The following is a 24,325-nucleotide window of genomic DNA, read 5'->3' as shown; positions in this document are numbered from 1 at the left end:
GGTCTTCCCGCGGCCCGGAGTTGCCGCCCGGACCGGCACCTGGCCGGTACGGGCGGTTGTGCGAGCCCGTCAGGCCCGCGTGCTCTGGTCGCTCACCAGCGTGCCGATCTTCTCACCCTTGACCGCGCGGCCGATGTTGCCCTCGGCGAGCAGTTCGAAGACGAGGATCGGCAGCTTGTTGTCCATGCACAGGGTGATGGCGGTGGCGTCGGCGACCTTGAGGCCGCGGGAGAGGACCTCGCCGTATTCGAGGGCGTCGAACTTCACCGCGTCGGGGTTCTTCTTCGGGTCGGAGTCGTAGACCCCGTCGACACCGTTCTTGCCCATCAGGATCGCCTCGGCGTGGATCTCCAGGGCGCGCTGGGCGGCGGTGGTGTCGGTGGAGAAGTAGGGCATGCCCATGCCGGCGCCGAAGATCACGACGCGGCCCTTCTCCAGGTGGCGCACGGCGCGCAGCGGGATGAACGGCTCGGCGACCTGTCCCATGGTGATGCCGGTCTGCACCCGCGTCTCGATGCCTTCCTTGACCAGGAAGTCCTGGAGGGCGAGGCAGTTCATGACCGTGCCGAGCATGCCCATGTAGTCCGAGCGGGCCCGGTCCATGCCGCGCTGCTGCAGCTCGGCGCCGCGGAAGAAGTTGCCGCCGCCGATGACGACGGCGATCTCGTAGCCCTCGCGGACGACCGCCGCGATCTCCCGGGCGATGGCGTGCACGACATCGGGGTCGACGCCGAGCCCTCCGCCGCCGGCGAAGGCCTCGCCGGACAGTTTCAGCATGAACCGACGGCGCTTGCCGTGGTCGGTGCTCTCGTCGTCGGCGGCCTGTGGGGCGTCCGCACCCTGATTCATTGGAGATCTCCTCGTGCACATACGAAGAAGGCCATTGCCGGATGGGTCCTTATCAGATCCCTGTACGGCAATGGCCTCCTCGTCACATCAGCGGCCGGCCGGTGGACGGGCGGCTGCGTACGACCCTAGCGGGTCGCAGGTCATTCGCGTCCTGCTGACGGCTCAGGCGCCGACGCGGATGCGCGAGAAGCGCTTCAGCGTGACACCGGCCTCGTCCAGGATCTTCTGGACGGTCTTCTTGTTGTCCTTGGCGAACGGCTGGTCCAGCAGCACGCTCTCCTTGAAGAAGCCGGTGACGCGACCCTCGACGATCTTCGGCAGGGCAGCCTCGGGCTTGCCCTCCTCGCGAGCGGTGGCCTCGGCGACGCGGCGCTCGTTGTCGACGACGTCGGCCGGGATCTCCTCGCGGGAGAGGAACTTCGGCGCGAACGCGGCGATGTGCTGCGCGACGTCCTTGGCGACCTCGGCGTTCTCCTTGTCGAGCTCGACGAGGACACCGACCTGCGGCGGCAGGTCAGCGGCCGTGCGGTGCATGTACGCGAAGACGAAGCCGTCGGCGAACTGCGCGAAGCGGTCCACGACGATCTTCTCACCGAGGGTGGCGTTGGCCTCGTCCACGAACGCCTGGACGGTCTTGCCGGACTCGATCTCGGACGCCATGAGCGCCTCGATGTCGGCCGGGGCCGTCTTGGCGACGTGGGCGGCGAGCGCGTCGGCGACGGTGACGAACTTGTCACCCTTGGCGACGAAGTCGGTCTCGCACTTCAGCTCGACGATCACACCGGAGGTGTTGTCGTCGGCGATGACGGAGACGACGGCACCGTTGGAGGTGGTGCGGCTCTCGCGCTTGGCCACGCCCTTCAGGCCCTTGACGCGAACGATCTCGACGGCCTTCTCGACGTTGCCCTCGGCCTCGTCCAGCGCCTTCTTGCAGTCCATCATGCCGGCGCCGGTGAGCTCACGGAGCTTCTTGACGTCAGCGGCGGTGAAGTTCGCCATTTTCGTGAATCTCTTCTCGAAAGTCGTTGTGACTACGGTGCACGACGGGGGCGGCGCGTCTCGCGCCGACCCCGTCATCTACCGCGACTGAGTGGTCAGGCCTGCTCGGCGTCCGCGGCCGGGGCCTCGGGGGCCTCGGCAGCAGCCTCGGCGGGGGCCTCGGCAGCGGCCTCGGCCGGCTTCTCGGCCTCGTCGGACTTCTTGTCGCCCTCGAGCAGGTCGCGCTCCCACTCGGCCAGCGGCTCGCCGGCGGCCTTGTCGGCCTTGGCGTCACCGGTGGCGGCACCGGAACGGGCGATGAGGCCCTCGGCGACGGCGTCGGCGATCACGCGGGTGAGCAGCGTGACGGAACGGATCGCGTCGTCGTTACCCGGGATCTTGTAGTCGACCTCGTCGGGGTCGCAGTTGGTGTCGAGGATCGCGACGACCGGGATGCGGAGCTTGCGCGCCTCACCGACGGCGATGTGCTCCTTCTTGGTGTCCACGATCCAGACGGCGCTGGGCACCTTCTGCATCTCGCGGATACCGCCGAGGGTCTTCTCGAGCTTGGTCTTCTCGCGGGAGAGGACGAGCAGCTCCTTCTTGGTGAGGCCGGACGCGGCCACATCCTCGAAGTCGATGAGCTCGAGCTCCTTCAGGCGCTGCAGGCGCTTGTAGACGGTCGAGAAGTTGGTGAGCATGCCGCCCAGCCAGCGCTGGTTGACGTACGGCATCCCGACGCGGGTCGCCTGCTCGGCGATGGCCTCCTGGGCCTGCTTCTTCGTACCGACGAACATGATGGAGCCGCCGTGCGCGACGGTCTCCTTGACGAACTCGTAGGCGCGGTCGATGTACGACAGCGACTGGAGCAGGTCGATGATGTAGATGCCGTTGCGCTCCGTGAAGATGAAACGCTTCATCTTCGGGTTCCAACGACGGGTCTGGTGACCGAAGTGGACGCCGCTCTCCAGCAGCTCCCGCATCGTGACGACGGCCATGGCCGCGCTCCTCGTATTGCTCGGTTCCACGGCGGCCGGGCGGCCGCCGCTCCTGACGCCCCGGCGTGCCTGCCGCGGAGGGAACTCTTGCGAGAAGCCGTTCCACGGACCGAGAGACACGGCCACCGTGCTGCCCGAAAGGGACTGACGCGCCAGTGGCGGGGCGTGCGAAGTCGATCCGGTGACCCGGATCGCCATGAGAAGTGTACGGGACCGGTGAAGGCCCGGGTGACGGCGATGTCCACAACCCGCGAGTAGTCCACAGATCCGGGTCAAGATCCCCACCGGACGGCGCAGTGCGGGACGGTGACGGCATGCGACGACTCGGCTCGGCCGTGCGAGCCCTCGCCCTCTGGGCGCTGCCGGCCATCATCCTGTGCGCCACGGCTCCGGCCGCGGTTTCGGCGACGTATCCAGCGGCCGGCCGGCCCCCGCCGGGCGGGGCCGCCGCGCCCGCGGACCCGGGGCGGGCGGCCGGCGGCCCGGGGCGGGCGGCCGGCGACCGGGCCTGGCCGGTCAGCGGCGCGCGCGGGGCGCGGCCCCTGGTCGTGCGGGGCTGGGACCCGCCTCCGGAGCCTTGGAGGGCGGGCCACCGCGGGGTGGACCTCGCCGGCGCCGCCGGGCAGCCGGTCCGGGCCGCGGCGCCGGGCACGATCACCTTCGCCGGCCCGGTCGCGGGGCGCCCGGTGCTGGTGGTGGAGCTGTCCGGCACCGGAGATCCCCCGCTGCGCACCACGTACGAGCCGGTACGGGCGACGGCGCGGGTGGGCGACCGGGTGGCGGCGGGAGAGGTGATCGGCATCCTGGCGGGCGGGTCGTTCTTCTCCCACTGCCGAAGCGGCGTGGGAGGTGCCCCTACCTCGGGAGGCTGTCTGCACTGGGGGCTGCGGCGCGGTGAGGCCTATCTCGACCCGCTGAGCCTGCTGCCACCGGACATGCTCCGCCGCGCCCCGTCCCGCCTGCTCCCGCTGACCGGCGCCTTCCCGCCGCTTCCCTTGGGAGGCGCGAGCGCCGTATCGATGCCGGCACCATCCGGGGCGCCGGCCACCGAGGGAGCCGTAGGGGGCACAGGAGCCGGAAGGACGGAAGAAGGGGCCCGGCTAGCCAAGGAGGCCAAAAAGGCCAAGGAGGGGGGCGGCTCAGCCGCGGACGCCGCGCAGGGCCATGGAGACCGCCGCTTCGGTGATCCGGTGCGGTTCCTCGGCGGCGCCCAGCTCGATCCGGCGGACCGCGGCGTCCACCACACCCTGGAGGAGCATGGCGGCCAGTCGGGGCTGCTCGTGGCCGAGGCCCATGAGGGCCTCGACGACCATGGCGATCAGCCCGCCGTGCGCGGCGCGGATCTTCTCGCGCGCACCCGCGTCCAGCTCGCCCGCCGAGATGGCGACGACGGCCCGGTGACGGCGGTCGCCGACGAGCGCGAGCTGCTGTCGCACATACGCTTCGATCTTCGCCTCGGGCGTGTCCGCCCGGTCCATGGCGGCTTCGACCTCCGCCGCCCAGACCGGGAAGTCGACGGCGCACAGCTCCTCGACCACCGCCGCCCGCGAGCGGAAGTACTCATAGACCGAGGACCGCGCGAGTCCGGTGCGCTCGGCGAGGGCGGGGAAGGTCAGCGCCTCCGTACCGCCTTCGGACAGCAGGGAGCGGGCGGCGTCCAGCAGGGCGCCGCGCTGCATCGTCCGGTGCTCGGCCACGGAGGCCGCTCGAATCCTGGGCACGCGTCCACTCTACGGACCTACCCCGTCGAGGACGACGCTGGAGGGACGATTCAGCGTCCGACGTCCGCCAGCTTGGCCCGCAGCTGGAGCACCGACTTGGTGTGGATCTGACTGACCCGGCTCTCGGTGACGCCGAGCACCTGACCGATCTCGGCCAGCGTGAGGCCCTCGTAGTAGTACAGGGTGACGACGGTCTTCTCGCGCTCCGGGAGGGTGTTGATGGCACGGGCCAGCAGTCGGCGCAGCTCGTGATCCTCGGCCACCTCGACCGGGTCGTCGGCGGCGGTGTCCTCCAGCGTGTCCATCAGGCTGAGCCGCTCGCCGCCCTCGTCGCCGGCGTGCAGCAGGTCTTCCAGCGCCACCACGTTGGCCAGGGACAACTGGCTGAAAACGCCGTGCAGTTCCTCCAGCGCGATGCCCATCTCCGCGGCGACCTCCGCCTCGGAGGGCGTACGGCGCAGCTGGGCCTCCAGCGTGGCGTAGGCACGCTCGACGGCACGCGCTTTCTGCCGAACCGAGCGCGGGATCCAGTCCAGCGCGCGCAGTTCGTCGATCATCGCCCCCCGGATCCGGGTGATGGCGTAGGTCTCGAACTTGATGGCCCGTGCGGGGTCGAACTTCTCGATGGCGTCGATCAGCCCGAAGATCCCGGAGGAGACGAAGTCGGCCTGCTCCACATTGGGCGGCAGACCGACGCTGACCCGGCCCGCCACGTACTTCACCAGCGGCGAGTAGTGCAGGATCAACTGCTCCCGCAGCCGTTCGTCGCCCGAGGCCTTGTACGACCGCCACAGCTCGTCGAGCGTCGAGGGCGCGGGAGGGCGCGCGGCGCCGCGAGCTGCGGGCGGCGCAGCCGCGCGGTCGGACCCGGAGGTGTGCTGGGGCATTCGTCGTCTTGAGCCGTTCTGGTGTGACGTGGATCGAGGGGTACGAATGGCGGGATTCCCGTGAGCGTAGCGTGACTGGGGCGTCGCGGTGAGCGAAGGGAACTCCTTCGGTGATGCGCGGATATGCTCCGCCGCCCGCGCCCCGGCATGGCGGCCGCCTGGTCGCACGGCGGCCGTACAGAGCTCGCCGCATCGGCTGCCTCGGTCATCGCCTTAACCCTTTCACCCGATCGCCCCAGGTCAAGTACCGCCTCGCCGCACGGTCGGGCGTCGTCCGGGGGGCTTGGGGGTGCCGGATGTTGACGGCGGCCCGGCCAACTGCCAGAGGTCACCACGGCGTTCGACGAAGCCCAGGGCCTGGAGTTCGTAGAGTCCGGCGAGCGTCCGGTCCCGGCTCAGGGCCGCGTCCCGGGCGATGCCGTCCAGGCGTCCGCCGCCCCGTCCGGGCAGGGCTTCCAGCACTCCGGCCGCCGCGGGCTCCAGCAGGTCCCGGGCGACGATCGGCCCGCGCCGCTCGGGCGCCAGCTCGCCGATGCCGCCGACCAGCTCGACGACCTCGTCGGCGTCGGTCACCAGGCTCGCCTCCTCGCGCAGCAGTTCGTGCACGCCGGCCGACAGTCCGGACGTGACCGGACCGGGAACGCCCATGGTGTGCCGACCGAGCCGCCTTGCGTGGCGCGCCGTGACGAGGGATCCGCTGCGGTATTCGGCCTCCACCACGAGCGTCCCCCGGGTCAACGCGGCGATGACGCGGTTGCGCAGCACGAACCGGCTTCGCGTGGGATGACCACCGGGGGGCAACTCTGCCAGGACGAGCCCCTGTTCCGCGATCCGGTCGATCAACTCGGTGTGTCCGCGCGGATAGGGCACGTCCACCCCCGAGGCCAGCACGGCCACCGTCGCCCCGCCCGCGGCGAGTGCCCCGCGGTGCGCAGCCCCGTCGACCCCGTAGGCGGCGCCGGAGACCACCACCCAGCCGCGCTCGGCCAGCCCGGCCCCGAGGGTGGCCGCCACATGCGATCCGTAGTCGGTGCAGGCCCGGGCGCCGACCACGGCGACGGAACGCAGCGCCCACAGTCGAACGTTCGCACGGCCACGCACCCACAGGCCGAGGGGTCGGGCATCACCCAGGTCGTCGAGCTGCCCGGGCCATTCCCGGTCGCCGGGGCAGAGGAAGCGGCCGCCCAGCCGGGCCACGGCATCGAGGTCGCCCGCCGGGTCGAGGAGGGCGGCGCGGGCGCGGCACCCCGCCAGCCGCTCCTCGCGCGCCCCCTTCGGCGGCCGCCCCGCCCCCGTCAGCCCCCGGACCAGGGCGGTGGCCCCCAGCTCCCGCACCCACCGCCCCACAATCTCGTCCCCCGGCTCGGTCAGCCGCGTCAACGCCGCCCTGGCGAGCCGCTCACCGTCCGGTACGGAGCCCGGGGTGGAATCCGCGGTGAGATCCGGCGTGGATGTCGTGGTCGCATCCGGCGTGAAGTCCGGGATGGACGGCGTCATGTCGGGGCTCCCGTCAGGGCGGGGCCGCGCTGAAAGCCCGTACGTAGTTCGAGCGCGTGGTTCACGTCCGCCGCGTCGGGGCGGTTGTGTCCCGCGAGGTCCGCCAGCGTCCAGGCCACCCGCAGGACCCGGTCGAGGCCACGTGCCGTCAGCAGCCCTCGCTCCATGTCTCGTTCGGCCTCGGCCAGGGCTTCCGGGGCGACGCGCCAGCGGGTCCGCAGTTCGTGTCCGGGCACCTCGCTGTTGGTGCGCCAGGGCGTGTCCGCGTACCGGAAGAGGGCCCGGTCCCGGGCGGCGCGGACACGTGCGGCGACATCGGCGGTCGACTCCGCCCCCTGCCCAGTGCCCAGGCCGATGAGCTCGGACCGGGCCACCGGTTCGACCGTCACCCGCAGGTCGACGCGGTCCATGAGCGGCCCGGACAGACGTGATCGGTACCGTCTGACCGCCTGAGGGGCACAGTCGCACCCCTCGCCGGTCAGTCCGTGCCGCCCGCACGGGCAGGGGTTGGCAGCCAGGGCGAGGAGGAAGCGGGCGGGCAGTCTCATCACCCCCGCGGAACGGGCCACGATCACGTGCCCCGACTCCAGTGGCTGCCGGAGGGCATCGAGCACCCGGCCCGAGAACTCCGGGGCCTCGTCCATGAACAACACGCCTCTGTGCGCCAATGACACCGCCCCGGGCCGGGGCATCCCCGAACCGCCGCCGACGAGCGAGGCCATGGACGCGGAGTGATGGGGCGCGCAGTACGGTGCCCGCTCGACGAGCGGCTGCCCGGCGGGCAGCACCCCGGCCACCGAGTGCACCGCGGTGACCTCCAGGGATTCCTGCGGGGTGAGCGGCGGCAGCAGACCGGGCAGCCGCTCCGCGAGCATGGTCTTGCCGGCGCCCGGCGGGCCCTGGAAGTACAGGTGGTGGCGCCCGGCCGCGGCGACTTCCAGCGCCCGGCGCGCTCTGCTCTGGCCGGCGACCTCGGCGAGGTCCGGTCGGTGCTCGCCGAGGAGGGCGCCCGCCCCGATCCCCATCCCCGGCACCGACAGCCCCGCCAGCATCGGGTCGGGGCTGCCTTCGCGCGGCCGGTCCTCCTCCTCGGGCACCGGCTCGTCCGTCAGGACGGCGATCAGCTGACGCAGGCTGCGGACTCCGAGCACCGAGACTCCGGGCACCAAGGCGGCCTCGGCCGTCGTGCGTTCGGGGACGACGACCTGGCGGTATCCGGCCTCGGCGGCGGCGAGGACCGCGGGGAGGACGCCGCGCACCGGGCGGACCCGGCCGTCGAGGCCCAGTTCACCGATCATCATCAGGTCGGCGATCTCGCGCGGGTCGATGCGCTCGGCGGCCCCCAGCACCGCGCAGGCAACCGCCAGATCGAAGCCGCTGCCGCCCTTGGGGACCGAGGCCGGGCTCAGACCCACCGTCAGTTTCTTCTGCGGCCACTCCGCCCCGGAGTTCACGACCGCGGCGCGGACCCGGTCCCGGCTCTCGACGAGGCTCTTGTCGGGGAGGCCGACGAGGGTGAAGGCCGCGACGCCCGGCTCCAGATCGGCCTGGACCTCCACCACGACCCCTTCGACACCGACGAGGGCCACCGAGCAGGTACGGGCGAAACCCATCAGGCCACCCCCTTGACGTGCTCGACGACGGGCGCGCCCCGGTCGGGGACGAGGACCCCGACCAGATCGATCCGCACCCCGCCCGGCGGCGGGCCGCCATGCCGCTCCAGCCAGCATGCGGCGAGCCACCGCAGTCGCTCGGCCTTCACCGGGGTGACGGCGGCCATCGGGTGTTCGTAGGCCCCGGAGCGGCGGGTCTTCACCTCGCACACCACCAGCGCGTCGGCGTCCAGGGCGACGACGTCGATCTCGCCGGCCCGGCATCTCCAGTTGCGCTCCAGGATGACGATCCCGGCCTCGGTCAGCCGTCGGGCCGCCAGATTCTCGCCGTAGCGGCCGAGTGCTCCTCGGGCGTTCACGGGCACCACCTCCGGCACCGACTGTGCCGCGCCCACCCTGAACTATTGGATCTTGGTGGATAACCCGGTGGTTGTGGAAAACCCCGTCACCCGGAAGGCTTGCCCCCCGAGCGGCTCAGCCAGGCGGATCACCCAGCGGCTCAGCCAGGCGGATCATCTGGACGACTCAGCCACCCGGAAGGTCGAGGTCGCTCTTGTTCAGCTCCTCGATGTTCACGTCCTTGAACGTGAGGACCCGCACCTGCTTCACGAACCGGGCCGGGCGGTACATGTCCCACACCCACGCGTCGGCCATCGAGACCTCGAAGAAGACCTCGCCCTGCACGGAGTGGACCTGCATCTCGTAGTCGTTCGTGAGGTAGAAACGACGCTCGGTCTCGATCACGTATTTGAACAGACCGACGACATCGCGGTACTCCCGGTAGAGCTTCAGCTCCATCTCGGTCTCGTACTTCTCGAGGTCCTCGGCGCTCATGGCATGTTCCCCTTCAGCCGTGCGTCCCCCCATTGTGCGTCAGGCGCACTCAGTTTCCAGGAGCACCGGCGTACTCGGGGGTCCCTCGTCGAGCAGCGTACGCAGCAGCTCGCCGAGTCTGGTCGGATACACCGTCTCACGGGCCGCGAGGAGTTCCTCGCAGGTCCACCACCGCAGGCCCGTGACACTGCGGCGCTCCAGTTCGGTCCCGCCTCCGGTCCACTGGCCCGCCTGCTCGGTGCGGGCCAGAAAGTACTGCTCCTCCTGGTCCCAGCGCCGCCCGTCGAAGGGGAAGGAGCAGAACCGGCGCCAGAGCACCGGGCCCAGTTCGATCTCTGTGATCCCGGTCTCCTCGGCCAGTTCCCGGCGCGCCGCCTGTTCCCAGGTCTCGTCGCCCTCCAGCCCGCCGCCCGGGGTGAACCACCAGGTGCTCGTGGGGTCGGCCGGCTCGAAGCCGTTCATCAGCAGGACGCGGTCCCGCGCATCGAGCAGGATGACGCGCGCCGCCCTGCGCGTGCCGTCAGCCATGCGATTCCGCCATCGCCCTTCCGTTCCTGGTCAGCCGGCGCGCGAGGGGCCCGTACGCCGCACCGCCCAGGATAAGCGCGGCCCCCACGACGACGGAGGTCACCACCAGCGGCAGCGGTCCGGGCCGTGAGGTGCCGCCCGGCAGCGCGGCGAAGGCGGCGGGCCGGTCGATCATGCCCCAGCCGGCCATGGGCCAGGCGGTGGCGTCCACCCGTGCCTTGACCGCCGTGCGCGGCACCGATCCCCGGCCGGCGTCGGTCAGGTGGGTACGGGAGTCCAGGGAGTCGGCGCGGTGGTCGCCGAGGAGGAAGAGCTGCCCGTCGGGCACGGTGGCGGCGAAGCCGGTCGGCGAGGCCGGTCCCGGCCCCGGCACGTACGGCTCCACGAGCGGCTCGCCGTTGATCGTCATCCGGCCCTGCCGGTCGCAACAGGCGACCTTGTCACCGCCGACCCCGACGACCCGCTTGACCATGGGCTGGTCGGCCCAGAGCCGGTCCTCGAAGACGACGACGTCCCCGCGCCGCACGTCGTCGCCGTGGATCCGCTGGGCGAGGACCCGGTCGCCGATCCCGATGGTGGGCGACATCGAGTTGGTGGGCACGGTGTAGGGGCGGTAGAGGACGGCTCCCCACACGAATCCACCGAGGAAGAGCAAAAGACCGACGGCCACGGCCAGCCCGGACAGTGTCCTGCCCGCGCGGCCGTGACCGTCGGTCGTCTGCGTCACGCTCATCCCGTGTCCCGCCCCGCGTAGAAGATCGGATTCCATGCCCGGGGGCATGGAATCGCACACTACCCGGCGGTACGGACGCGGGTCAGCCCTTCGGGGCGGCTTTCCTGGCGATCCGGCTGCGGCGCCAGAGCACCAGCGGCACCGCGCCCGCGAGCCCGAGGGCCGGCGGCGCGACGGCCGCGCCGATCCCCTTCTGGTCGAAGGTGTCCGGGACGGGCAGGGTGGACCAGCGGTTGATCGGCCAGGCGATGACGATCGCGCGCCCGACGACCTCGTCCTCCGAGACCGTGCCCTGGAACTTGTCCAGTTCCTGGTGGTAGCGCGAGTCCAGGGAGTTCTGGCGGTGGTCGCCCATCACCCAGATCCGGCCCTCGGGGACCTTGATGGGTCCGAAGGGCTTGTCACCGCAGGGGGTGTTGCCCGGGAAGATGTACGGCTCCTTGAGGGCCTTGCCGTTGACCGTCACCGGGTCGTTGTTGCCCTTGCACTCGACGGTGTCGCCGCCGACCGCGATGACCCGCTTGATCAGGTCCTTCTCCTCGGCGGAGGGCATCAGGCCGATGAAGCTCAGGACCTTCTGGATGCCGCCCGCGACCGGGCCGGGGTCCGCCGTCGTCGTCTCGTCGAGCCAGCCGCCCGGATCGTGGAAGACCACTACCTCGCCGCGCTCGGGTTTCGACCCGAACCACGGCGTCAGCTTGTCCACCAGCACCCGGTCGCCGCGCTGCAGGGTGTCCTGCATCGAGTCGGAGGGGATGGAGAACGCCTGGACCAGGAACGTCTTGATGAGCAGCGCGAGCAACAGGGCGATGCCGATGAGGATCGGCAGTTCCTTCCAGAAGGATCGTTGCTTCTTGGCCGCCCGATGTCCGTCCTGCTGCGCGTCGCTCTCGGGCGTCACATCACCGGGGTCCGCGCCCGGCGATCCGCCTGTCGGTCCTCCCACGGGTCCACCCGTCGCTTCCTGCGAGGTCTGGGGCGCCTGCGAGCTGTGGGGCGCCGGGGTTGGCTGGGACGCCTGGGACACAGCCACCTCCGGCGCCTCGCCCGCGGGCGACTGCTCAGCTTCCCCGGGCCGCTTTTCCGGCTCTCCGTGACCGGAACGGGCGCCTACCGCCAAATCCCCCACATCCACTCCTCACTCCGCGCTGCCGCCTGTCGTGCATACGACGCAGGCCCACCACTCCCATAACGAGCGGGAGTTCCGCAGGGGTCGGGAGCTGGATCATTCCTTGCCGATCCATGGGATACACACTATTCGGCGAACCGCGCGCCGACGTCCTCGTCCCCGGCGCGTCCCCGACCGATGCGAAGGTGTTCGGTTCGGCCAGCCGCCGCCAGTGGCCGAACGGCCAGGCGATGACCGTGGCGCGCCCCACGACCAGGTCCTCGGCGATCGTGCCGTTCCCCGGCTCGTCCAGGTGATAGCGGGAATCGGCCGAATCCGAGCGGTGATCACCCATCACGAAGATCCGCCCGGGCGAAACCTTCACCTCGAATTTCAACTGCGAGGGAACATCCCCCGGGTTGAGATACGGCTCGATGAGCGGCGTTCCGTTGACCGTGACCCGGCCGTCCTTGTCACAGCACTTGACAGTATCGCCGCCGACCCCGACGACCCGCTTGATCAAATCCTGTTCATCGGCGGACGGCAGCAGGCCGATGAACGTCAGAAACTGCTTTCCCTGTTTGATGACCACCGGGTCGGGCCCGGCCTTCGGTTCCCCGTCGAGCCAGCCGCCCGGGTCCTTGAAGACCACGACGTCACCGCGCTCCGGTTTCGATCCGAACCACGGCGTCAACTTGTCCACCAGCACCCGGTCGCCGATCCGGATGGTCTGCTCCATCGAGCCGGACGGGATCACGAACGCCTGCACCAGGAAGGTCTTCAGCACCAGCGCGATCAGCAGGGCCACCGCTATGAGGATCGGCACCTCCTTGACCGCCGACCGGCGCCGCCGCCGCTTGACCCGCCGCGCCGCCTTCCGCCGTGCGGCCCGCCCGCCCGGCACCGGCTCCGTACGCCCCCGGCTACCCATGCGGGCTCCCGCCGTGCCCCGGCTGCCCCTGCCCGTGCCCCGGTTCCGGTACGCGCGCGAAGGCGTCGGGCCGTTTCACCGACGTCATCCGGCCGAAGGGCCAGCCGATCCAGTCCGCCCGGCCGATGACCCTGTCCACGGGGACCGTGCCGCCGCCGGGCTCGCCGAGGTGGTCACGGGAGTCACGGGAGTCGCTGCGGTGATCGCCCATCACCCAGAGCTTGCCCTCCGGCACCACGATGTCGAACGGCACCTCGGAGGGCGCGTCGCCCGGGTGGAGATAGTCCTCGATCACCGGCCGACCGTTCACTTCCAGCCTGCCGCGCCGGTCGCAGCAGCGGACCCGGTCGCCGCCGATGCCGACGACCCGCTTGATGTAGTCCGTCTCCGCCGGCCGCATCAGCCCGACGGCCGAGGCCCCCTCGCGCACCAGCGCGGCCACCGGGTTCTCGGTCGGTCTGCCCTGGACGAAGGAGTCGGTGCCGTCGAAGACCACCACGTCACCGCGGCGCGGCTCGCCGCCGAAGCGGTAGACGAGCTTGTTGACCAGCACCCGGTCGCCGACCTGGAAGGTGTTCTCCATCGAGCCGGACGGGATCAGGAACGGCTGCACGAGAAAGCTGCTGACCAGGAGCAGGAAGATCATGCAGGCGGTCAGCAGCAGCCCGGCACGGCGCAGCGGTCCCCCGCCGGTCAGCCACTGCCCCACGGCGGCGAGGGAGAGGCGCCCGGAGCGCTCGTCCGCCCGCTCGGCGGGCTCGTCCGGGGAGTCCCCGGAAATACGCGCGGAGCGCGACCCCTGCTCCTCCCCCTCGACGGGTTCTGGAGAGTGGTCGCGCTCCGAAAGCTGTGCGTCGGTGTCCATCGAGCCGAAAGCCTATCCGGCCCGGCCAGGACCCCCGACAGAAGCTCAGTTGTCGCGCTTCTCCTTGATCTTCGCGGCCTTGCCGCGGAGCTCACGGAGGTAGTACAGCTTGGCGCGACGCACGTCACCGCGGGTGACGAGCTCGACCTTCTCGAAGATCGGGCTGTGCACCGGGAAGGTGCGCTCGACGCCGACGGAGAAGGAGACCTTGCGGACCGTGAAGGTCTCGCGGACGCCCGCACCCTGGCGACGGATGACGACACCCTTGAACTGCTGCACACGGGAGCGGTTGCCTTCGATGACGCGAACGTGAACGTTCACGGTGTCACCGGGGCGGAAGTTCGGGACGTCCGTGCGCAGCGATGCGGCGTCGACGTTGTCGAGAAGGTTCATAACCGTCTGCTCTCCTCGCCGATGCCACAGGTCATCAGCGGAAATTAGTAATGATGATGGGGGTGTACCGAAACATCGGGCGAACGTCGTTCCCCCTGTGGCAGGGGCGCGCGCCGGACGCAAGGCAACGGCTTATTCTTCCACGTCCGGGGCCAGTGGCCCAAATCGGCCGTCGGGCCCCGGGGCCCAGCCCAGGATCGAGAGCGTTTCGCGGTCCTTCTTGTCGAAGGCGGCCGGGTCGGCGCGGTTGATCAGGTCGGGCCGGTTCTGCACCGTCCGTCGGAAGGCCTCGTCGCGGCGCCACCGGGCGATCTTGCCGTGGTGGCCGCTGAGCAGGACGTCCGGGATGCCGCGGCCGCGCCACTGGGGAGGCTTGGTGTAGACCGGGCCCTCCAGGAGGTCGGCCATGGCGCCGGGGGCGAAGGAGTCGTCCCGGTGCGACTCGGCGTTGCCGAGCACACCGGGCAGCAGCCGGGCGATGGCCTCGACCATGACCAGCACCGGGGCTTCGCCGCCCGCCAGCACATAGTCGCCGATGGAGACCTCGCGCACGTCGAGGCGGTCGCCGTACTCCTCGATGACGCGGCGGTCGATGCCCTCGTAGCGGGCAGGGGTGAAGACCAGCCACGGCTTCTCGGACAGCTCCACGGCGAGCTGCTGGGTGAAGGGCTTACCGCTGGGCGTCGGAACGACCAGAACGGGGCGGGCCTCGGCGACACCGGAGCCGTCACTGGAACTGTCACCGGAATCCCCGGAGCCGGAGTCACCGGAGCCGCTCCCGGACCCGATGATCGAGTCGAGCGCCTCGCCCCAGGGCTCGGGCTTCATGACCATGCCGGGTCCGCCGCCGTACGGCGTGTCGTCGACGGTGTTGTGCCGGTCGTGCGTCCATTCCCGCAGGTCGTGGATGCGCACATCGAGCTGCCCGCGGGCCCGGGCCTTGCCGACGAGCGAGACGTTCAGCGGTTCCAGGTACTCGGGGAAGATCGTGACGATGTCGAGCCGCATCACGCGTCACCCTTCTCGTCGTCGCCCGCCTTGCCGGACTCCGGAGCGGCAGAGGTCTCGTCGGATGCCTCGGCGTCCCGCGCGCTCGCGATCACGGCCTGGTCGGCGTCGATCAGGCCCGGCGGCGGGTCGATGATCGCGCGCTGCGCCTCCAGGTCGATCTCCGGGACGATCTCGGCGACGAAGGGGATCATCACCTCGCTGCCGTCGGGGCGCTCCACGATGAACAGGTCCTGCGACGGCAGATGGGAGATCTCGGTGATCCGGCCGATCTCGACCCCGTCGACGGTGACGACGTCGAGGTCCATCAGCTGGTGGTCGTAGAACTCCTCGGGGTCCTCGGGGACGTCCTCGGGGTCGATCTCGGCGATCAGGAGCGTGTTGCGGAGCGCCTCGGCGCCCGTGCGGTCCTTGACGCCGGCGAACCGCAGCAGCAGCCGGCCGCTGTGCACCCGGCCGGTCTCGATGGTCAGCGGCCCCACCCCGGCGGGGTCCGTGGCCAGGACGGCGCCGGGGCCGAGCCGCAGCTCGGGCTCGTCCGTACGCACCTCAACCGTGACCTCGCCCTTGATCCCATGGGCGCGGCCGATTCTGCCGACTACCAGCTGCACTGTGAATCCTTCTCTGCTTCCGCGTACGGCTTCCGCACGCGGACGCGGCTTTTGCGTACGAACGCGACAACGGGCCGGGAAGGGCCGTAACCCTTCCCGGCCCGTGCCGGTGCTCTATCGCTTCTCAGCGGACCTGATCCACATCGACGAGGTCGACGCGGATACCACGGCCGCCGATGGCGCCCACGACGGTGCGCAGTGCGCGTGCGGTGCGGCCGTTACGGCCGATCACCTTGCCGAGGTCATCGGGGTGGACCCGAACCTCGAGCACGCGACCACGACGCAGGTCGCGCGAAGCGACCTGCACCTCGTCGGGGTTGTCGACGATGCCCTTTACGAGGTGCTCAAGGGCCTCCTCGAGCATCCTCAGGCCTCGGTCGACTCAGCGGACTCGGCCGCGGCGGCCTCGTCCTTCTTCTCCGACTTCTTGGCCTTCGGGGTGATGGCCTCACCCTTCGCGGCGCCAGCCTCGAGACCCTTGGTGAACTCGTCGAACGCGCGACGCTTGTCCTCCTTGGTCTCGGGGAGGAGCATCGGGGCCGGGGCCGGCAGACCCTTGAACTTCTGCCAGTCGCCGGTGACCTTGAGGATGGCCATGACGGGCTCGGTCGGCTGCGCGCCGACGCTCAGCCAGTACTGGACGCGGTCCGTGTCGACCTCGATGCGCGAGGGGTTCTGCACCGGGTGGTACAGACCGATCTCCTCGATGGCCCGGCCGTCACGGCGGGTACGGGAGTCGGCGACGACGATGCGGTAGTGAGGCGAACGGATCTTGCCCAGACGCTTCAGCTTGATCTTGACTGCCACTGGAGTGGTGTCTCCTGGTCTTGACGTGGTTGGGCACATGAGATGCCACGTGGGGTTGCGGTACTCGGGTGCCCGATGGACGCGTCAGCCGGAGGAGAGAGGGGTCCTATGCGACTGTCGAGTACAGCGTCCCATTGTGCCACACCGCTCCAGGTCAGCCGACCGATACGGCCTCGGGGATGCGGAAGGGCTTGCCACAGCCGCCGCACATGATCGGCGCCTGGGCCAGCACGGAGGGCACGACTCGGACATTACGGCCGCAGTCGCACACCGCCTTCACGCGCACCCCTCCGCCGGAGGAGCCGTGCCGCGCGGCCGGGCCCCGGAACGTGCGCGAGGTGTCGGCGGCGGTCGCGACCGTGTGCGCCTTGAGGGCACGCTGGAGTCTGTCGATGGTCGGGCGGTAGCGCTTGCGCGCCTCCGGGTTGAGCACGACCAGGGAGAAACCACTGCTGGGATGCGGCTCATCACTGTGGTCGAGCCCCAGCTCCTCGGCGATCGCGAGGAACCGGCGGTTGTGGTAGCGGCCGGCGCGTGAGGTGTCACGGATACCGCGGGCGGCCGCGATGCCGTGAACTGCCTCGTGCAGCAGCCGTTCGAAGGAGAGCTCGGCGCCGCAGGCGGACGACGACTCCCCGATCAACGATTCGGGCGCGGCAAGATCTGGCAGCTCGGGGTGGTACCGCTGAATGTCGGCCCACGCCTGCGCCAGCTCTGCGGCGAGAACAGGTGGTGTCGTGCTCACGTCGTGACAACGAGCAAGGACAGCCCGGTGTTCCGATACCGGGCCATCCCAAATAATTTGCACGTACCAGTCAGTTTCACGCTCATGCGTCCTGACGAGGGCGGGTGCGCAGATCTGTGGAGAAGCCGCGCACCCGTTCGCAAGAGTGGACGTACTGACTCACCGGTAAGGGTGAATCGACCGGCTCACGCCGGGGGCGTGCCCCTTGGCGGCCCGGGCGCCGGTGGGCGCCCGGGTGCGCTCAGTAGGAGCGGCCGACGATGGCGATGGTGCCCGGGGCGTCGTCCGCGTCCGGCACCGAACCGTCCTCGGCGACCAGGCAGCGCACGGACACGGCCTGCTCACCGAGCTTGGCCTCGCCCTCGGGGCCCAGGTCCGCCCAGCGGATCCGCGCCCAGCCACCGGCGACGGCGGCCTCGGCGGCCTCCTCGATGGTGCTGACGTCGGCCGTACGGGACTCACGGCGCTCGCGCGACTCGCGCAGCAGCTGCGCCTGGTCCTCCTCCAGCACCTTGGGCAGCAGGTCGACGAGGGAGTCGATCGTCACCGGCTCCTTGCCGCCGGGGATCCGGCGGGCCAGCATCGCGGTGCCGTTCTCCAGGTCGCGCGGGCCGATCTCGATGCGGACCGGTACACCCTTGAGCTCCCAGTCCACGGCCCGGCGGCCGAAGGGGGTGTCCACGCGGTCATCGACCTGGACCCGGATGCCCGCGGCCTTCAGGCGGTCACCGAGCTCACGGACCTTGGCCACGGCCTCGTCGCCCTTGATCGCCATGACGACGACCTGGACGTGCGCCAGCCGCGGCGGGACGCGCAGACCGCTGTCGTCGCCGTGCGACATGATCAGGCCGCCGACCATGCGGGTCGAGACGCCCCACGAGGTCTGCCAGACCAGCTCCTGCTTGCTGTCCTTGGACAGGTACTGGGTGTTGAAGGCCTTGGCGAAGTTCTGGCCCAGCTCGTGGCTGGTGCCCAGCTGGAGGGCCTTGCCGTCGCCCATCATGCCCTCGAGGGTGAGGGTGTTGATGGCACCGGCGAACCGCTCCTTGGCGGTCTTGCGGCCCAGGACCACATCGATGCCGAGGACATTGACCATGAAGTCGGCGTAGACGTCGCGGTGGATCCGCGCGGCGTAGTCGCGGGCGTCCTCGTAGGTGGCGTGGGCGGTGTGGCCCTCCTGCCAGAGGAACTCGCTCGTCCGGAGGAAGACGCGCGGGCGCATCTCCCAACGGACCACGTTGGCCCACTGGTTGATCAGCAGGGGCAGGTCGCGGTAGCTCTGCACCCACTTGGAGAAGTACTCGTTGATGATCGTCTCGGAGGTCGGCCGGACGACGACCGGCTCTTCGAGCTCCTTGCCGCCGCCGTGCGTGACGACCGCCAGCTCGGGGGCGAAGCCCTCGACGTGCTCGGCTTCCTTCGTCAGGTAGGACTGCGGGATGAAGAGCGGGAAGTACGCGTTCTGGGCGCCCGCGTCCTTGATGCGCGCGTCCATCTCCTGCTGCATGCGCTCCCAGAGCCCGTACCCGTACGGGCGGATGACCATGGTGCCGCGCACCGGGCCGTTGTCGGCCAGCTCGGCCTTGTTGATCAAGTCCTGGTACCAGCGCGGGAAATCTTCCGCCTGGGGGGTGAGAATGGGAGCCTTTGCCATGGTGCGAATGGTACGGGGCACTCAGGGCCGAGCGTGAATCCCCCGTCCCGGCCCCTGTCCGGCTCCTGCCCCGGTCCCTCTCCCGGGCAGCCCCGGCCCCCTTGCCGGAAACCTGTCGGCCGGTCCCCGGCCACCGCGCGTCCGCCCGCGATTCGCCCGGTCGGCCTCTTCCCGGTGCCGATTTCTTCCCGGCCCCTCCCCGGAATCCTCTCCGTGCGATGACACCCGGCACATGCCATCGTGGGCAGACGGGAACGTTCTGGCACCGTCCCTCTGGACTCGGGGACGGAAGCGGAGTTCTCTGGCTATCGGGGGTGTTTCACAGCAGCGCGCACAGCAGCACACGGGGGCGGCAAGCAGGACCAGATCACGTCTCTCGGCGGATTGGGGCGCTTTCGATGACACCAACGCTCGTACGGCGGCACCGGCCGTCCTCCACGTCGCCCGATCCCCGGGCCCGCGACTGGGCGGAAATCCAGGAACGGATGCTGGTGCCGCTCTACGAAGCGGTCTACGAACGACTGGAGGTCGGCCCCGACACCCGGCTCCTCAGCCTCGGCTGCGGCTCCGGCCTGGCGCTGCTGATGGCAGCGGCCCGCGGGGCCGCCGTCTCCGGCGTCGACCAGGACGGGCGCAGGCTCGAGCTGGCCCGGGAACGGCTGATACCCAAGGGATCCGGCGGCGACGGCACACGACTGGGCCACGGCGGTCCGGAGTGCGTCCTCGAACCGGGCGCTCCGGCCTTCAACCTCATCACGGCCTTCGATCCGCTGTACTGCGCGGGCGGCAGCGCCCGCGGCATGGCGGAGGCGCTGTCCCGGGCCGCCGCCTGCGCCCAGCACGGCGCTCCGGTCGTCCTGGCCGGCTGGGGACCGCAGGAGCGCTGCGCGGCCTCGGGAGCGCTTCGAGTCGCGGCCCGGCTCGCGGACCCGATGTGCGCGCCTGCCCGCTGGCGGCCCAGTGGCCGTGACGACCTGGAGGACCTGGCCCGCCGGGCCGGGCTCGTGCCGGACGGTTCGGGGCGGGTGTCGTGCCCGTACGGCTACGCCGACATGGGCAGCGCGGTGCGCGGTCTGCTGTCGACGGGCGCTTTCGACGCGGCGATGCGGGCGACGGACGAGGAGCAGGTGACCAAGGAATTGGTCGAGGCCCTGCACCCGTATCTGCGCCGGGACGGGACCGTCTGGATGCCGAATGTCTTCCGCTATCTCATCGCGCGCGTCTAGGACACACCCCCGCCCGCGCCCCTCCCCCGAACCCCTTCGAACCCTTCGACCGGACAACGAAATCGCCCGCCACGGAGAGCCGTGACGGGCGATTTCACCGGCTGTGGCCGGCGGGTCGGCCTCAGCCCATGAACTTCTTGAACTCGTCGGGCAGTTCGAAGTTCTGCGGAGCCTGAGCGGGCAGCCCCAGCGGGTTGTCGCCCTGCTCGCGGCGCGCGGCCGCGGCCTGCTCATCCGCCTTGCGCTTCATCGGGTTGCCGCTCTTGCGCTTGCCCTTGGCCTGCTTCTGCTGCTTCTTCTGCCGGCCGGGGCCGCCGCCCATGCCCGGGATTCCCGGCATGCCCGGCATACCGCCGCCCTGGGCCATGCGCGACATCATCTTGCGGGCCTCGAAGAAGCGCTCCACGAGGTTCTTGACCGCGCTGACCTCCACGCCCGAGCCCTTGGCGATACGGGCGCGGCGCGAGCCGTTGATGATGTGCGGATCCTGGCGCTCGGCCGGGGTCATCGACTTGATGATCGCGGCGGTGCGGTCCACGTCGCGCTCGTCGAGGTTGTTGATCTGGTCCTTCATCTGCGCCATGCCGGGCAGCATCCCGAGCAGCTTGCTGATGCTGCCCATCTTGCGGACCTGCTCCATCTGGGACAGGAAGTCGTCGAGCGTGAACTCCTTCGGCCCCTTCGCCAGCTTGGCCGCCATCTTCTCGGCCTCGTCCTGGCTGAAGGTCTGCTCGGCCTTCTCGATGAGGCTGAGCATGTCGCCCATGCCGAGGATGCGGGACGCCATGCGGTCCGGGTGGAACGCGTCGAAGTCGTCCAGCTTCTCGCCGTTGGAGGCGAACATGACCTGCTTGCCGGTCACGTGCGCGACCGACAGGGCGGCACCACCGCGGGCGTCGCCGTCGAGCTTGGAGAGCACCACGCCGTCGAAGCCGACGCCGTCGCGGAAGGCCTCGGCGGTGTTGACCGCGTCCTGGCCGATCATCGCGTCGACGACGAAGAGGATCTCGTCCGGCGAGACCGCGTCGCGGATGTCGGCGGCCTGCTGCATCATCTCGGCGTCGATGCCGAGGCGGCCGGCGGTGTCGACGATGACGATGTCGTACTGCTTGGTACGAGCGAAGTCGATCGAGTCCTTGGCGACCTGGACGGGGTCGCCCACGCCGTTGCCCGGCTGCGGCGCGTACACGCCGACGCCGGCGCGCTCGGCGACGACGCTGAGCTGGTTCACGGCGTTGGGGCGCTGGAGGTCACAGGCGACGAGCAGCGGGCTGTGGCCCTGGCCCTTCAGCCAGTGGCCGAGCTTTCCGGCGAGGGTGGTCTTACCGGCACCCTGGAGACCGGCGAGCATGATCACGGTCGGCGCGGTCTTGGCGAAGCGCAGCCGCCGGGTCTCGCCGCCGAGGATGCCGATGAGCTCCTCGTTGACGATCTTGATGATCTGCTGCGCGGGATTGAGGGCCTTGGAGACCTCGGCCCCGAGCGCGCGCTCCTTGACCTGCTTGATGAAGGCCCGGACGACGGGGAGGGCCACGTCCGCTTCCAGCAGCGCGATGCGGATCTCGCGCGCCGTGGCGTCGATGTCCGCCTCGCTCAAGCGGCCTTTGCCCCGGAGGGTCTTGAAAGTCGCGGAAAGGCGATCGGAGAGGGTATCGAACACGGCGCTCGTAGGTCCTCGGAGTCGGGGGGCAGAGTCAATCGCCTCCCAGGGTATCCGGCCGCGCCGAGCCGGTGTCCTCGCCCGCCGGATATGAGACGAAGAGGGGATTCCCGCGGGGGCGGGAAGGGGCGGCCCGGCCGCCCGCCTCGCGGGGCCGGGCCGCCCCCGTGGCGCGGTCACCGCAGGGCGTTCTCCACTGCCCTCGCCAGCGCCACCGCCGCCGTGTCCGGCAGCGGTGAGCCGTCCTGCCGGGTGAGATAGACGGTGTCCACAGCGTTCGCCCCCAGCGTGGAGACATGGGCGCTGCGCACCCACACCCCGGCCGCGTCCAGGGCCCGGCCGATCCGGTGCAGCAGCCCGGGGGCGTCGTGCGCCCGCACTTCCACCACCGTCGCGGCCCGCGAGACGCCCTCCACCACGCTCACCCGCGGCGGCGCGTGGCTCACGCCCCGGCGCCGTTTGCCGTAGGCGGCCTCGCGCTCGGCCAGCCGGCCCGCGATGTCCAGGGTGCCCGCCAGGGCCCGCACCAGGTCGTTCCGCAGGCGGGCCGCCTCGGGGGGCGCGCCGTACTCCGCGGCCACCCGCCAGTTCAGCACCAGGGCGCTGCCGCCGATGGCGGGGTCGGGCGTGATCGTGCGCAGTTCCGCCGCGCGGACCGTCAGCCGGTGCAGGGCGAGCACCCCGGCGGTCGCGGGCAGCACGCCCGGCTGGTCGGGGACGGCGACGAGCAGCTCGATGCCGACGGGCGCCGGGGCACCTGGTTCCGTCAGGGGGTCCCGCAGCGGATCCGTCGGGCTGTCCGTCGGCGCGTCGGTGCCTTCCGGCCGGGTGCGCAGGATCAGGACCGGGCCGCCCGTGCGCAGCGCCTCGATCGCCAGCCGCTCCTCCTCCACGGTCGGCGCCGCCGCCTCCGCGCGGCTCGGGGTCACACCACCCGCGAGGGCGGCGCGGGCCCGGCGGACCAGGTCGGCGACCAGCGAGGCCCGCCAGGCGCTCCAGGCCGCCGGGCCGGTGGCGAGGGCGTCTGCCTCGGTGAGGGCGTGCAGCAGCTCCAGGGTGTCCGGGTGCCCGATGGCGTCCGTGACCGAGCGGACGGTGGCCGGGTCGTCGAGGTCGCGGCGGGTGGCGGTCTCGACGAGCAGCAGATGGTGGCGCACGAGGGTGGCGAGGGTCTCCGTGTCCGCCGAGCCGAAGCCCAGCCGGGGTGCCACGTCCCGGGCGATGGTCTCGCCCACGACGCTGTGGTCGCCGGGCAGGCCCTTGCCGAGGTCGTGCAGGAGGGCCGCGACGAGCAGCAGGTCGGGGCGGCCGACGCGACGGGAGAGGGCGGCGGCCCTGACGGCCGTCTCGACCAGGTGCCGGTCGACGGTCCAGCGGTGGACGGGGTTGCGCTGCGGGCGGCAGCGCACGTGCTCCCACTCGGGCAGGAGCCGGGAGACGATGCCCTCCGCTTCGAGGGCCTCCCAGACGCCGACCGTGGACTCCCCCGCCCCGAGCAGCGTGACGAGTTGCTCGCGGGCCTCGTCGGGCCACGGCACGGGCAGCGGGCCGGCGCCCGCGAGGCGGCGTACGGCGTGCCGGGACAGCGGCAGCCCCGCCTGCGCCGCCACGGCCGCCGCGCGCAGCGGCAGGACGGGGTCGCGCTCGGGCCGTGCGGTACGGGCGAGCACGGCTTCGCCGTCCTGCTCGACCACGCCTTCCGCCAGCGGTGTCCGCTCGGGCTCCACGAACCCTCCGCGCCCGCCCCGCCCCCCGAGGAGCCGGCGCAGCCGGGGCCGCCCGGACCGGGCCCGCAGCACCCGTCCCACCTCGCGCCAGGTGATGTCGGCGGCGTACGAGACGGTGTGGGCCGCTTCGTAGACCTCGCGCAGCAGCGCGTCGGCGCCGGGCAGCCCGAGCCCGGTGGCGACCTGGTGCTGTTCCTGGAGGGCGAGCCGGTCCGTGGCCCGGCCGGTGACCAGGTGCAGCGCGTCGCGGGTGTCGAGCAGCAGGGCCCGGGCCTCCTCCAGGCCCTCGCGGGGCGCGTCGGCCAGCCAGGACGCGGCGACGGCCCGCAGCGCGGTCGCGTCGCGCAGCCCGCCGCGCGCCTCCTTGAGGTCGGGTTCCAGCAGGAACCGCAGTTCTCCCTGGCGGCGGGCCCGCTCCTCCCCCAGCTCGCGCAGCTCCGGCAGCCGGGCGGGCGCCTGGGCCCGCCAGTCCTCGTAGGCCGCCGTGCGCAGCGCGGCGGTGAGGGCGGGGTCGCCGGCGATGTGGCGGGCGTCGAGGAGACCGAGGTGGACCTTGAGGTCGCCGGCCGCGGTCTTGCGTGCCTCGGAGAGGGTGCGGACGGAGTGGTCGAGGGCGAGGCCCAGGTCCCACACGGGGTACCAGACGCGGTCGGCGAGCGCCGCGATGGTGGGCGCGTCCGCCGAGCCGTCGTGCAGGAGGAGCACGTCGAGGTCGCTGCGCGGCGACAGCTCGCCGCGCCCGTAACCGCCGACGGCCACCAGCGCGACGCCCCGCGCCGCGCCGAGCAGTCCGCCCAGCCACGCGTCGGTGGCGCGCGCCAGCGCGGCGCGGCGCGGCGGCCCGGCCGGCGCTTCCTCGTGCAGGAGGTGCAGCCGGGCCGCCGCGTAGCCGCCGGGGTCGGGGCGGCCGGGACGGCCAGGATCAGTCGCGTCCGTCTTGATCTCGGTCAAC

24 protein-coding genes and 1 pseudogene are annotated in these 24,325 nt (G+C 71.3%); 2 read left to right on the top strand and 23 right to left on the bottom strand.

Annotation, left to right across the window (positions count from 1 at the left end; translation table 11 throughout):
* Positions 1–69: 69 nt before the first annotated feature.
* The 3 genes from pyrH to rpsB form a co-directional block, all read right to left on the bottom strand.
* Entirely contained in the window at positions 70–849 is a 780-nt protein-coding gene (pyrH, locus tag ACZ53N_RS07110) for a UMP kinase (protein ID WP_130880152.1), read from the bottom strand.
* Positions 850–1,011: 162 nt separating this feature from the next.
* Positions 1,012–1,848 carry a translation elongation factor Ts gene (tsf, locus tag ACZ53N_RS07105; RefSeq protein ID WP_130880151.1) on the bottom strand — a complete coding sequence of 279 codons (837 nt, stop codon included), beginning with the start codon at positions 1,846–1,848 and terminating at the stop codon, positions 1,012–1,014.
* A gap of 95 nt (positions 1,849–1,943) precedes the next feature.
* On the bottom strand, positions 1,944–2,825 hold the full coding sequence (rpsB, locus tag ACZ53N_RS07100; RefSeq protein WP_365371563.1) for a 30S ribosomal protein S2: 882 nt from the start codon (positions 2,823–2,825) through the stop codon (positions 1,944–1,946).
* 314 nt (positions 2,826–3,139) lie between these two features.
* Between rpsB and ACZ53N_RS07095 the strand changes: the two are divergent.
* Positions 3,140–3,679, top strand: a pseudogene (locus ACZ53N_RS07095) (peptidoglycan DD-metalloendopeptidase family protein); the annotation flags it as partial.
* A 285-nt stretch (positions 3,680–3,964) separates the two neighbouring features.
* Here ACZ53N_RS07095 and ACZ53N_RS07090 read toward each other — a convergent pair.
* The 18 genes from ACZ53N_RS07090 to proS form a co-directional block, all read right to left on the bottom strand.
* A complete protein-coding gene (locus ACZ53N_RS07090) occupies positions 3,965–4,504 on the bottom strand; it encodes a TetR/AcrR family transcriptional regulator (protein ID WP_184739516.1) in 540 nt (179 codons plus the stop codon).
* Positions 4,505–4,596: 92 nt separating this feature from the next.
* Complete coding sequence (gene whiG / locus ACZ53N_RS07085; RefSeq protein WP_469139908.1) at positions 4,597–5,433, bottom strand: RNA polymerase sigma factor WhiG; 837 nt, start codon at positions 5,431–5,433, stop codon at positions 4,597–4,599.
* Positions 5,434–5,673: 240 nt separating this feature from the next.
* The gene (gene dprA / locus ACZ53N_RS07080; RefSeq protein WP_469139907.1) at positions 5,674–6,930 is read right to left on the bottom strand and encodes a DNA-processing protein DprA; all 1,257 of its coding nucleotides are present in this window, start codon (positions 6,928–6,930) and stop codon (positions 5,674–5,676) included.
* Positions 6,927–8,543 carry a YifB family Mg chelatase-like AAA ATPase gene (locus ACZ53N_RS07075; RefSeq protein WP_469139906.1) on the bottom strand — a complete coding sequence of 539 codons (1,617 nt, stop codon included), beginning with the start codon at positions 8,541–8,543 and terminating at the stop codon, positions 6,927–6,929. Before ACZ53N_RS07075 ends, dprA begins: the two co-directional genes overlap by 4 nt.
* Entirely contained in the window at positions 8,543–8,902 is a 360-nt protein-coding gene (locus ACZ53N_RS07070) for a YraN family protein (protein WP_469139905.1), read from the bottom strand. Before ACZ53N_RS07070 ends, ACZ53N_RS07075 begins: the two co-directional genes overlap by 1 nt.
* A gap of 166 nt (positions 8,903–9,068) precedes the next feature.
* Positions 9,069–9,377, bottom strand: coding sequence for a DUF2469 domain-containing protein (locus ACZ53N_RS07065; protein ID WP_009714730.1), 309 nt, complete (start codon positions 9,375–9,377; stop codon positions 9,069–9,071).
* Positions 9,378–9,416: 39 nt separating this feature from the next.
* A complete protein-coding gene (locus tag ACZ53N_RS07060) occupies positions 9,417–9,905 on the bottom strand; it encodes an NUDIX hydrolase (protein ID WP_469139904.1) in 489 nt (162 codons plus the stop codon).
* Positions 9,898–10,638, bottom strand: coding sequence for a signal peptidase I (lepB, locus tag ACZ53N_RS07055; RefSeq protein WP_469139903.1), 741 nt, complete (start codon positions 10,636–10,638; stop codon positions 9,898–9,900). The genes ACZ53N_RS07060 and lepB (ACZ53N_RS07055) overlap by 8 nt, the downstream gene beginning before the upstream one ends.
* A gap of 82 nt (positions 10,639–10,720) precedes the next feature.
* The gene (gene lepB / locus ACZ53N_RS07050) at positions 10,721–11,758 is read right to left on the bottom strand and encodes a signal peptidase I (protein ID WP_469139984.1); all 1,038 of its coding nucleotides are present in this window, start codon (positions 11,756–11,758) and stop codon (positions 10,721–10,723) included.
* Positions 11,700–12,677, bottom strand: coding sequence for a signal peptidase I (gene lepB, locus ACZ53N_RS07045; protein WP_469139902.1), 978 nt, complete (start codon positions 12,675–12,677; stop codon positions 11,700–11,702). Before lepB (ACZ53N_RS07045) ends, lepB (ACZ53N_RS07050) begins: the two co-directional genes overlap by 59 nt.
* Entirely contained in the window at positions 12,670–13,542 is an 873-nt protein-coding gene (gene lepB, locus ACZ53N_RS07040; RefSeq protein WP_469139901.1) for a signal peptidase I, read from the bottom strand. The genes lepB (ACZ53N_RS07045) and lepB (ACZ53N_RS07040) overlap by 8 nt, the downstream gene beginning before the upstream one ends.
* Before the next feature lie 45 nt (positions 13,543–13,587).
* Positions 13,588–13,935 carry a 50S ribosomal protein L19 gene (rplS, locus tag ACZ53N_RS07035; protein WP_130880139.1) on the bottom strand — a complete coding sequence of 116 codons (348 nt, stop codon included), beginning with the start codon at positions 13,933–13,935 and terminating at the stop codon, positions 13,588–13,590.
* A gap of 132 nt (positions 13,936–14,067) precedes the next feature.
* Positions 14,068–14,943, bottom strand: a complete 876-nt coding sequence (trmD, locus tag ACZ53N_RS07030) for a tRNA (guanosine(37)-N1)-methyltransferase TrmD (protein ID WP_469139900.1) — start codon at positions 14,941–14,943, stop codon at positions 14,068–14,070.
* Positions 14,943–15,554, bottom strand: coding sequence for a ribosome maturation factor RimM (rimM, locus tag ACZ53N_RS07025; RefSeq protein WP_469139899.1), 612 nt, complete (start codon positions 15,552–15,554; stop codon positions 14,943–14,945). The genes trmD and rimM overlap by 1 nt, the downstream gene beginning before the upstream one ends.
* 124 nt (positions 15,555–15,678) lie before the next feature.
* On the bottom strand, positions 15,679–15,918 hold the full coding sequence (locus tag ACZ53N_RS07020; protein ID WP_362211881.1) for an RNA-binding protein: 240 nt from the start codon (positions 15,916–15,918) through the stop codon (positions 15,679–15,681).
* 2 nt (positions 15,919–15,920) lie between these two features.
* Positions 15,921–16,361, bottom strand: coding sequence for a 30S ribosomal protein S16 (rpsP, locus tag ACZ53N_RS07015; RefSeq protein WP_130880136.1), 441 nt, complete (start codon positions 16,359–16,361; stop codon positions 15,921–15,923).
* Positions 16,362–16,515: 154 nt separating this feature from the next.
* The gene (locus tag ACZ53N_RS07010) at positions 16,516–17,106 is read right to left on the bottom strand and encodes a hypothetical protein (protein ID WP_130880135.1); all 591 of its coding nucleotides are present in this window, start codon (positions 17,104–17,106) and stop codon (positions 16,516–16,518) included.
* A gap of 241 nt (positions 17,107–17,347) precedes the next feature.
* Positions 17,348–18,760 (bottom strand): proline--tRNA ligase, encoded by a 1,413-nt coding sequence (gene proS / locus ACZ53N_RS07005; protein ID WP_130880134.1) that lies wholly within the window; start codon positions 18,758–18,760, stop codon positions 17,348–17,350.
* A gap of 398 nt (positions 18,761–19,158) precedes the next feature.
* Here proS and ACZ53N_RS07000 point away from each other — a divergent pair, with 398 nt between their 5' ends.
* Positions 19,159–19,986: a class I SAM-dependent methyltransferase gene (locus ACZ53N_RS07000; protein WP_469139898.1), complete on the top strand. Its 828-nt coding sequence runs from the start codon at positions 19,159–19,161 to the stop codon at positions 19,984–19,986.
* 121 nt (positions 19,987–20,107) lie between these two features.
* Here ACZ53N_RS07000 and ffh read toward each other — a convergent pair whose 3' ends face one another.
* Complete coding sequence (gene ffh / locus ACZ53N_RS06995) at positions 20,108–21,646, bottom strand: signal recognition particle protein (protein ID WP_469139897.1); 1,539 nt, start codon at positions 21,644–21,646, stop codon at positions 20,108–20,110.
* A gap of 176 nt (positions 21,647–21,822) precedes the next feature.
* Positions 21,823–24,324: a [protein-PII] uridylyltransferase gene (locus tag ACZ53N_RS06990; protein WP_469139896.1), complete on the bottom strand. Its 2,502-nt coding sequence runs from the start codon at positions 24,322–24,324 to the stop codon at positions 21,823–21,825.
* Position 24,325 lies beyond the last annotated feature (1 nt).

This window comes from Streptomyces sp. NPDC033229, assembly GCF_055576875.1.
This window is presented reverse-complemented; position numbering and strand designations above follow the sequence as displayed.

What these genes read in the sequence shown, in the direction of transcription:
- pyrH (WP_130880152.1), bottom strand. Translation starts at nt 849, where the DNA reads ATGAATCAGGGTGCGGACGCCCCACAGGCCGCCGACGACGAGAGCACC.
- tsf (WP_130880151.1), bottom strand. Translation starts at nt 1,848, where the DNA reads ATGGCGAACTTCACCGCCGCTGACGTCAAGAAGCTCCGTGAGCTCACC.
- rpsB (WP_365371563.1), bottom strand. Translation starts at nt 2,825, where the DNA reads ATGGCCGTCGTCACGATGCGGGAGCTGCTGGAGAGCGGCGTCCACTTC.
- ACZ53N_RS07090 (WP_184739516.1), bottom strand. Translation starts at nt 4,504, where the DNA reads ATGCAGCGCGGCGCCCTGCTGGACGCCGCCCGCTCCCTGCTGTCCGAA.
- whiG (WP_469139908.1), bottom strand. Translation starts at nt 5,433, where the DNA reads ATGCCCCAGCACACCTCCGGGTCCGACCGCGCGGCTGCGCCGCCCGCA.
- dprA (WP_469139907.1), bottom strand. Translation starts at nt 6,930, where the DNA reads ATGACGCCGTCCATCCCGGACTTCACGCCGGATGCGACCACGACATCC.
- ACZ53N_RS07075 (WP_469139906.1), bottom strand. Translation starts at nt 8,543, where the DNA reads ATGGGTTTCGCCCGTACCTGCTCGGTGGCCCTCGTCGGTGTCGAAGGG.
- ACZ53N_RS07065 (WP_009714730.1), bottom strand. Translation starts at nt 9,377, where the DNA reads ATGAGCGCCGAGGACCTCGAGAAGTACGAGACCGAGATGGAGCTGAAG.
- ACZ53N_RS07060 (WP_469139904.1), bottom strand. Translation starts at nt 9,905, where the DNA reads ATGGCTGACGGCACGCGCAGGGCGGCGCGCGTCATCCTGCTCGATGCG.
- lepB (WP_469139903.1), bottom strand. Translation starts at nt 10,638, where the DNA reads ATGAGCGTGACGCAGACGACCGACGGTCACGGCCGCGCGGGCAGGACA.
- lepB (WP_469139902.1), bottom strand. Translation starts at nt 12,677, where the DNA reads ATGGGTAGCCGGGGGCGTACGGAGCCGGTGCCGGGCGGGCGGGCCGCA.
- lepB (WP_469139901.1), bottom strand. Translation starts at nt 13,542, where the DNA reads ATGGACACCGACGCACAGCTTTCGGAGCGCGACCACTCTCCAGAACCC.
- rplS (WP_130880139.1), bottom strand. Translation starts at nt 13,935, where the DNA reads ATGAACCTTCTCGACAACGTCGACGCCGCATCGCTGCGCACGGACGTC.
- trmD (WP_469139900.1), bottom strand. Translation starts at nt 14,943, where the DNA reads ATGCGGCTCGACATCGTCACGATCTTCCCCGAGTACCTGGAACCGCTG.
- ACZ53N_RS07020 (WP_362211881.1), bottom strand. Translation starts at nt 15,918, where the DNA reads ATGCTCGAGGAGGCCCTTGAGCACCTCGTAAAGGGCATCGTCGACAAC.
- proS (WP_130880134.1), bottom strand. Translation starts at nt 18,760, where the DNA reads ATGGCAAAGGCTCCCATTCTCACCCCCCAGGCGGAAGATTTCCCGCGC.
- ACZ53N_RS07000 (WP_469139898.1), top strand. Translation starts at nt 19,159, where the DNA reads ATGACACCAACGCTCGTACGGCGGCACCGGCCGTCCTCCACGTCGCCC.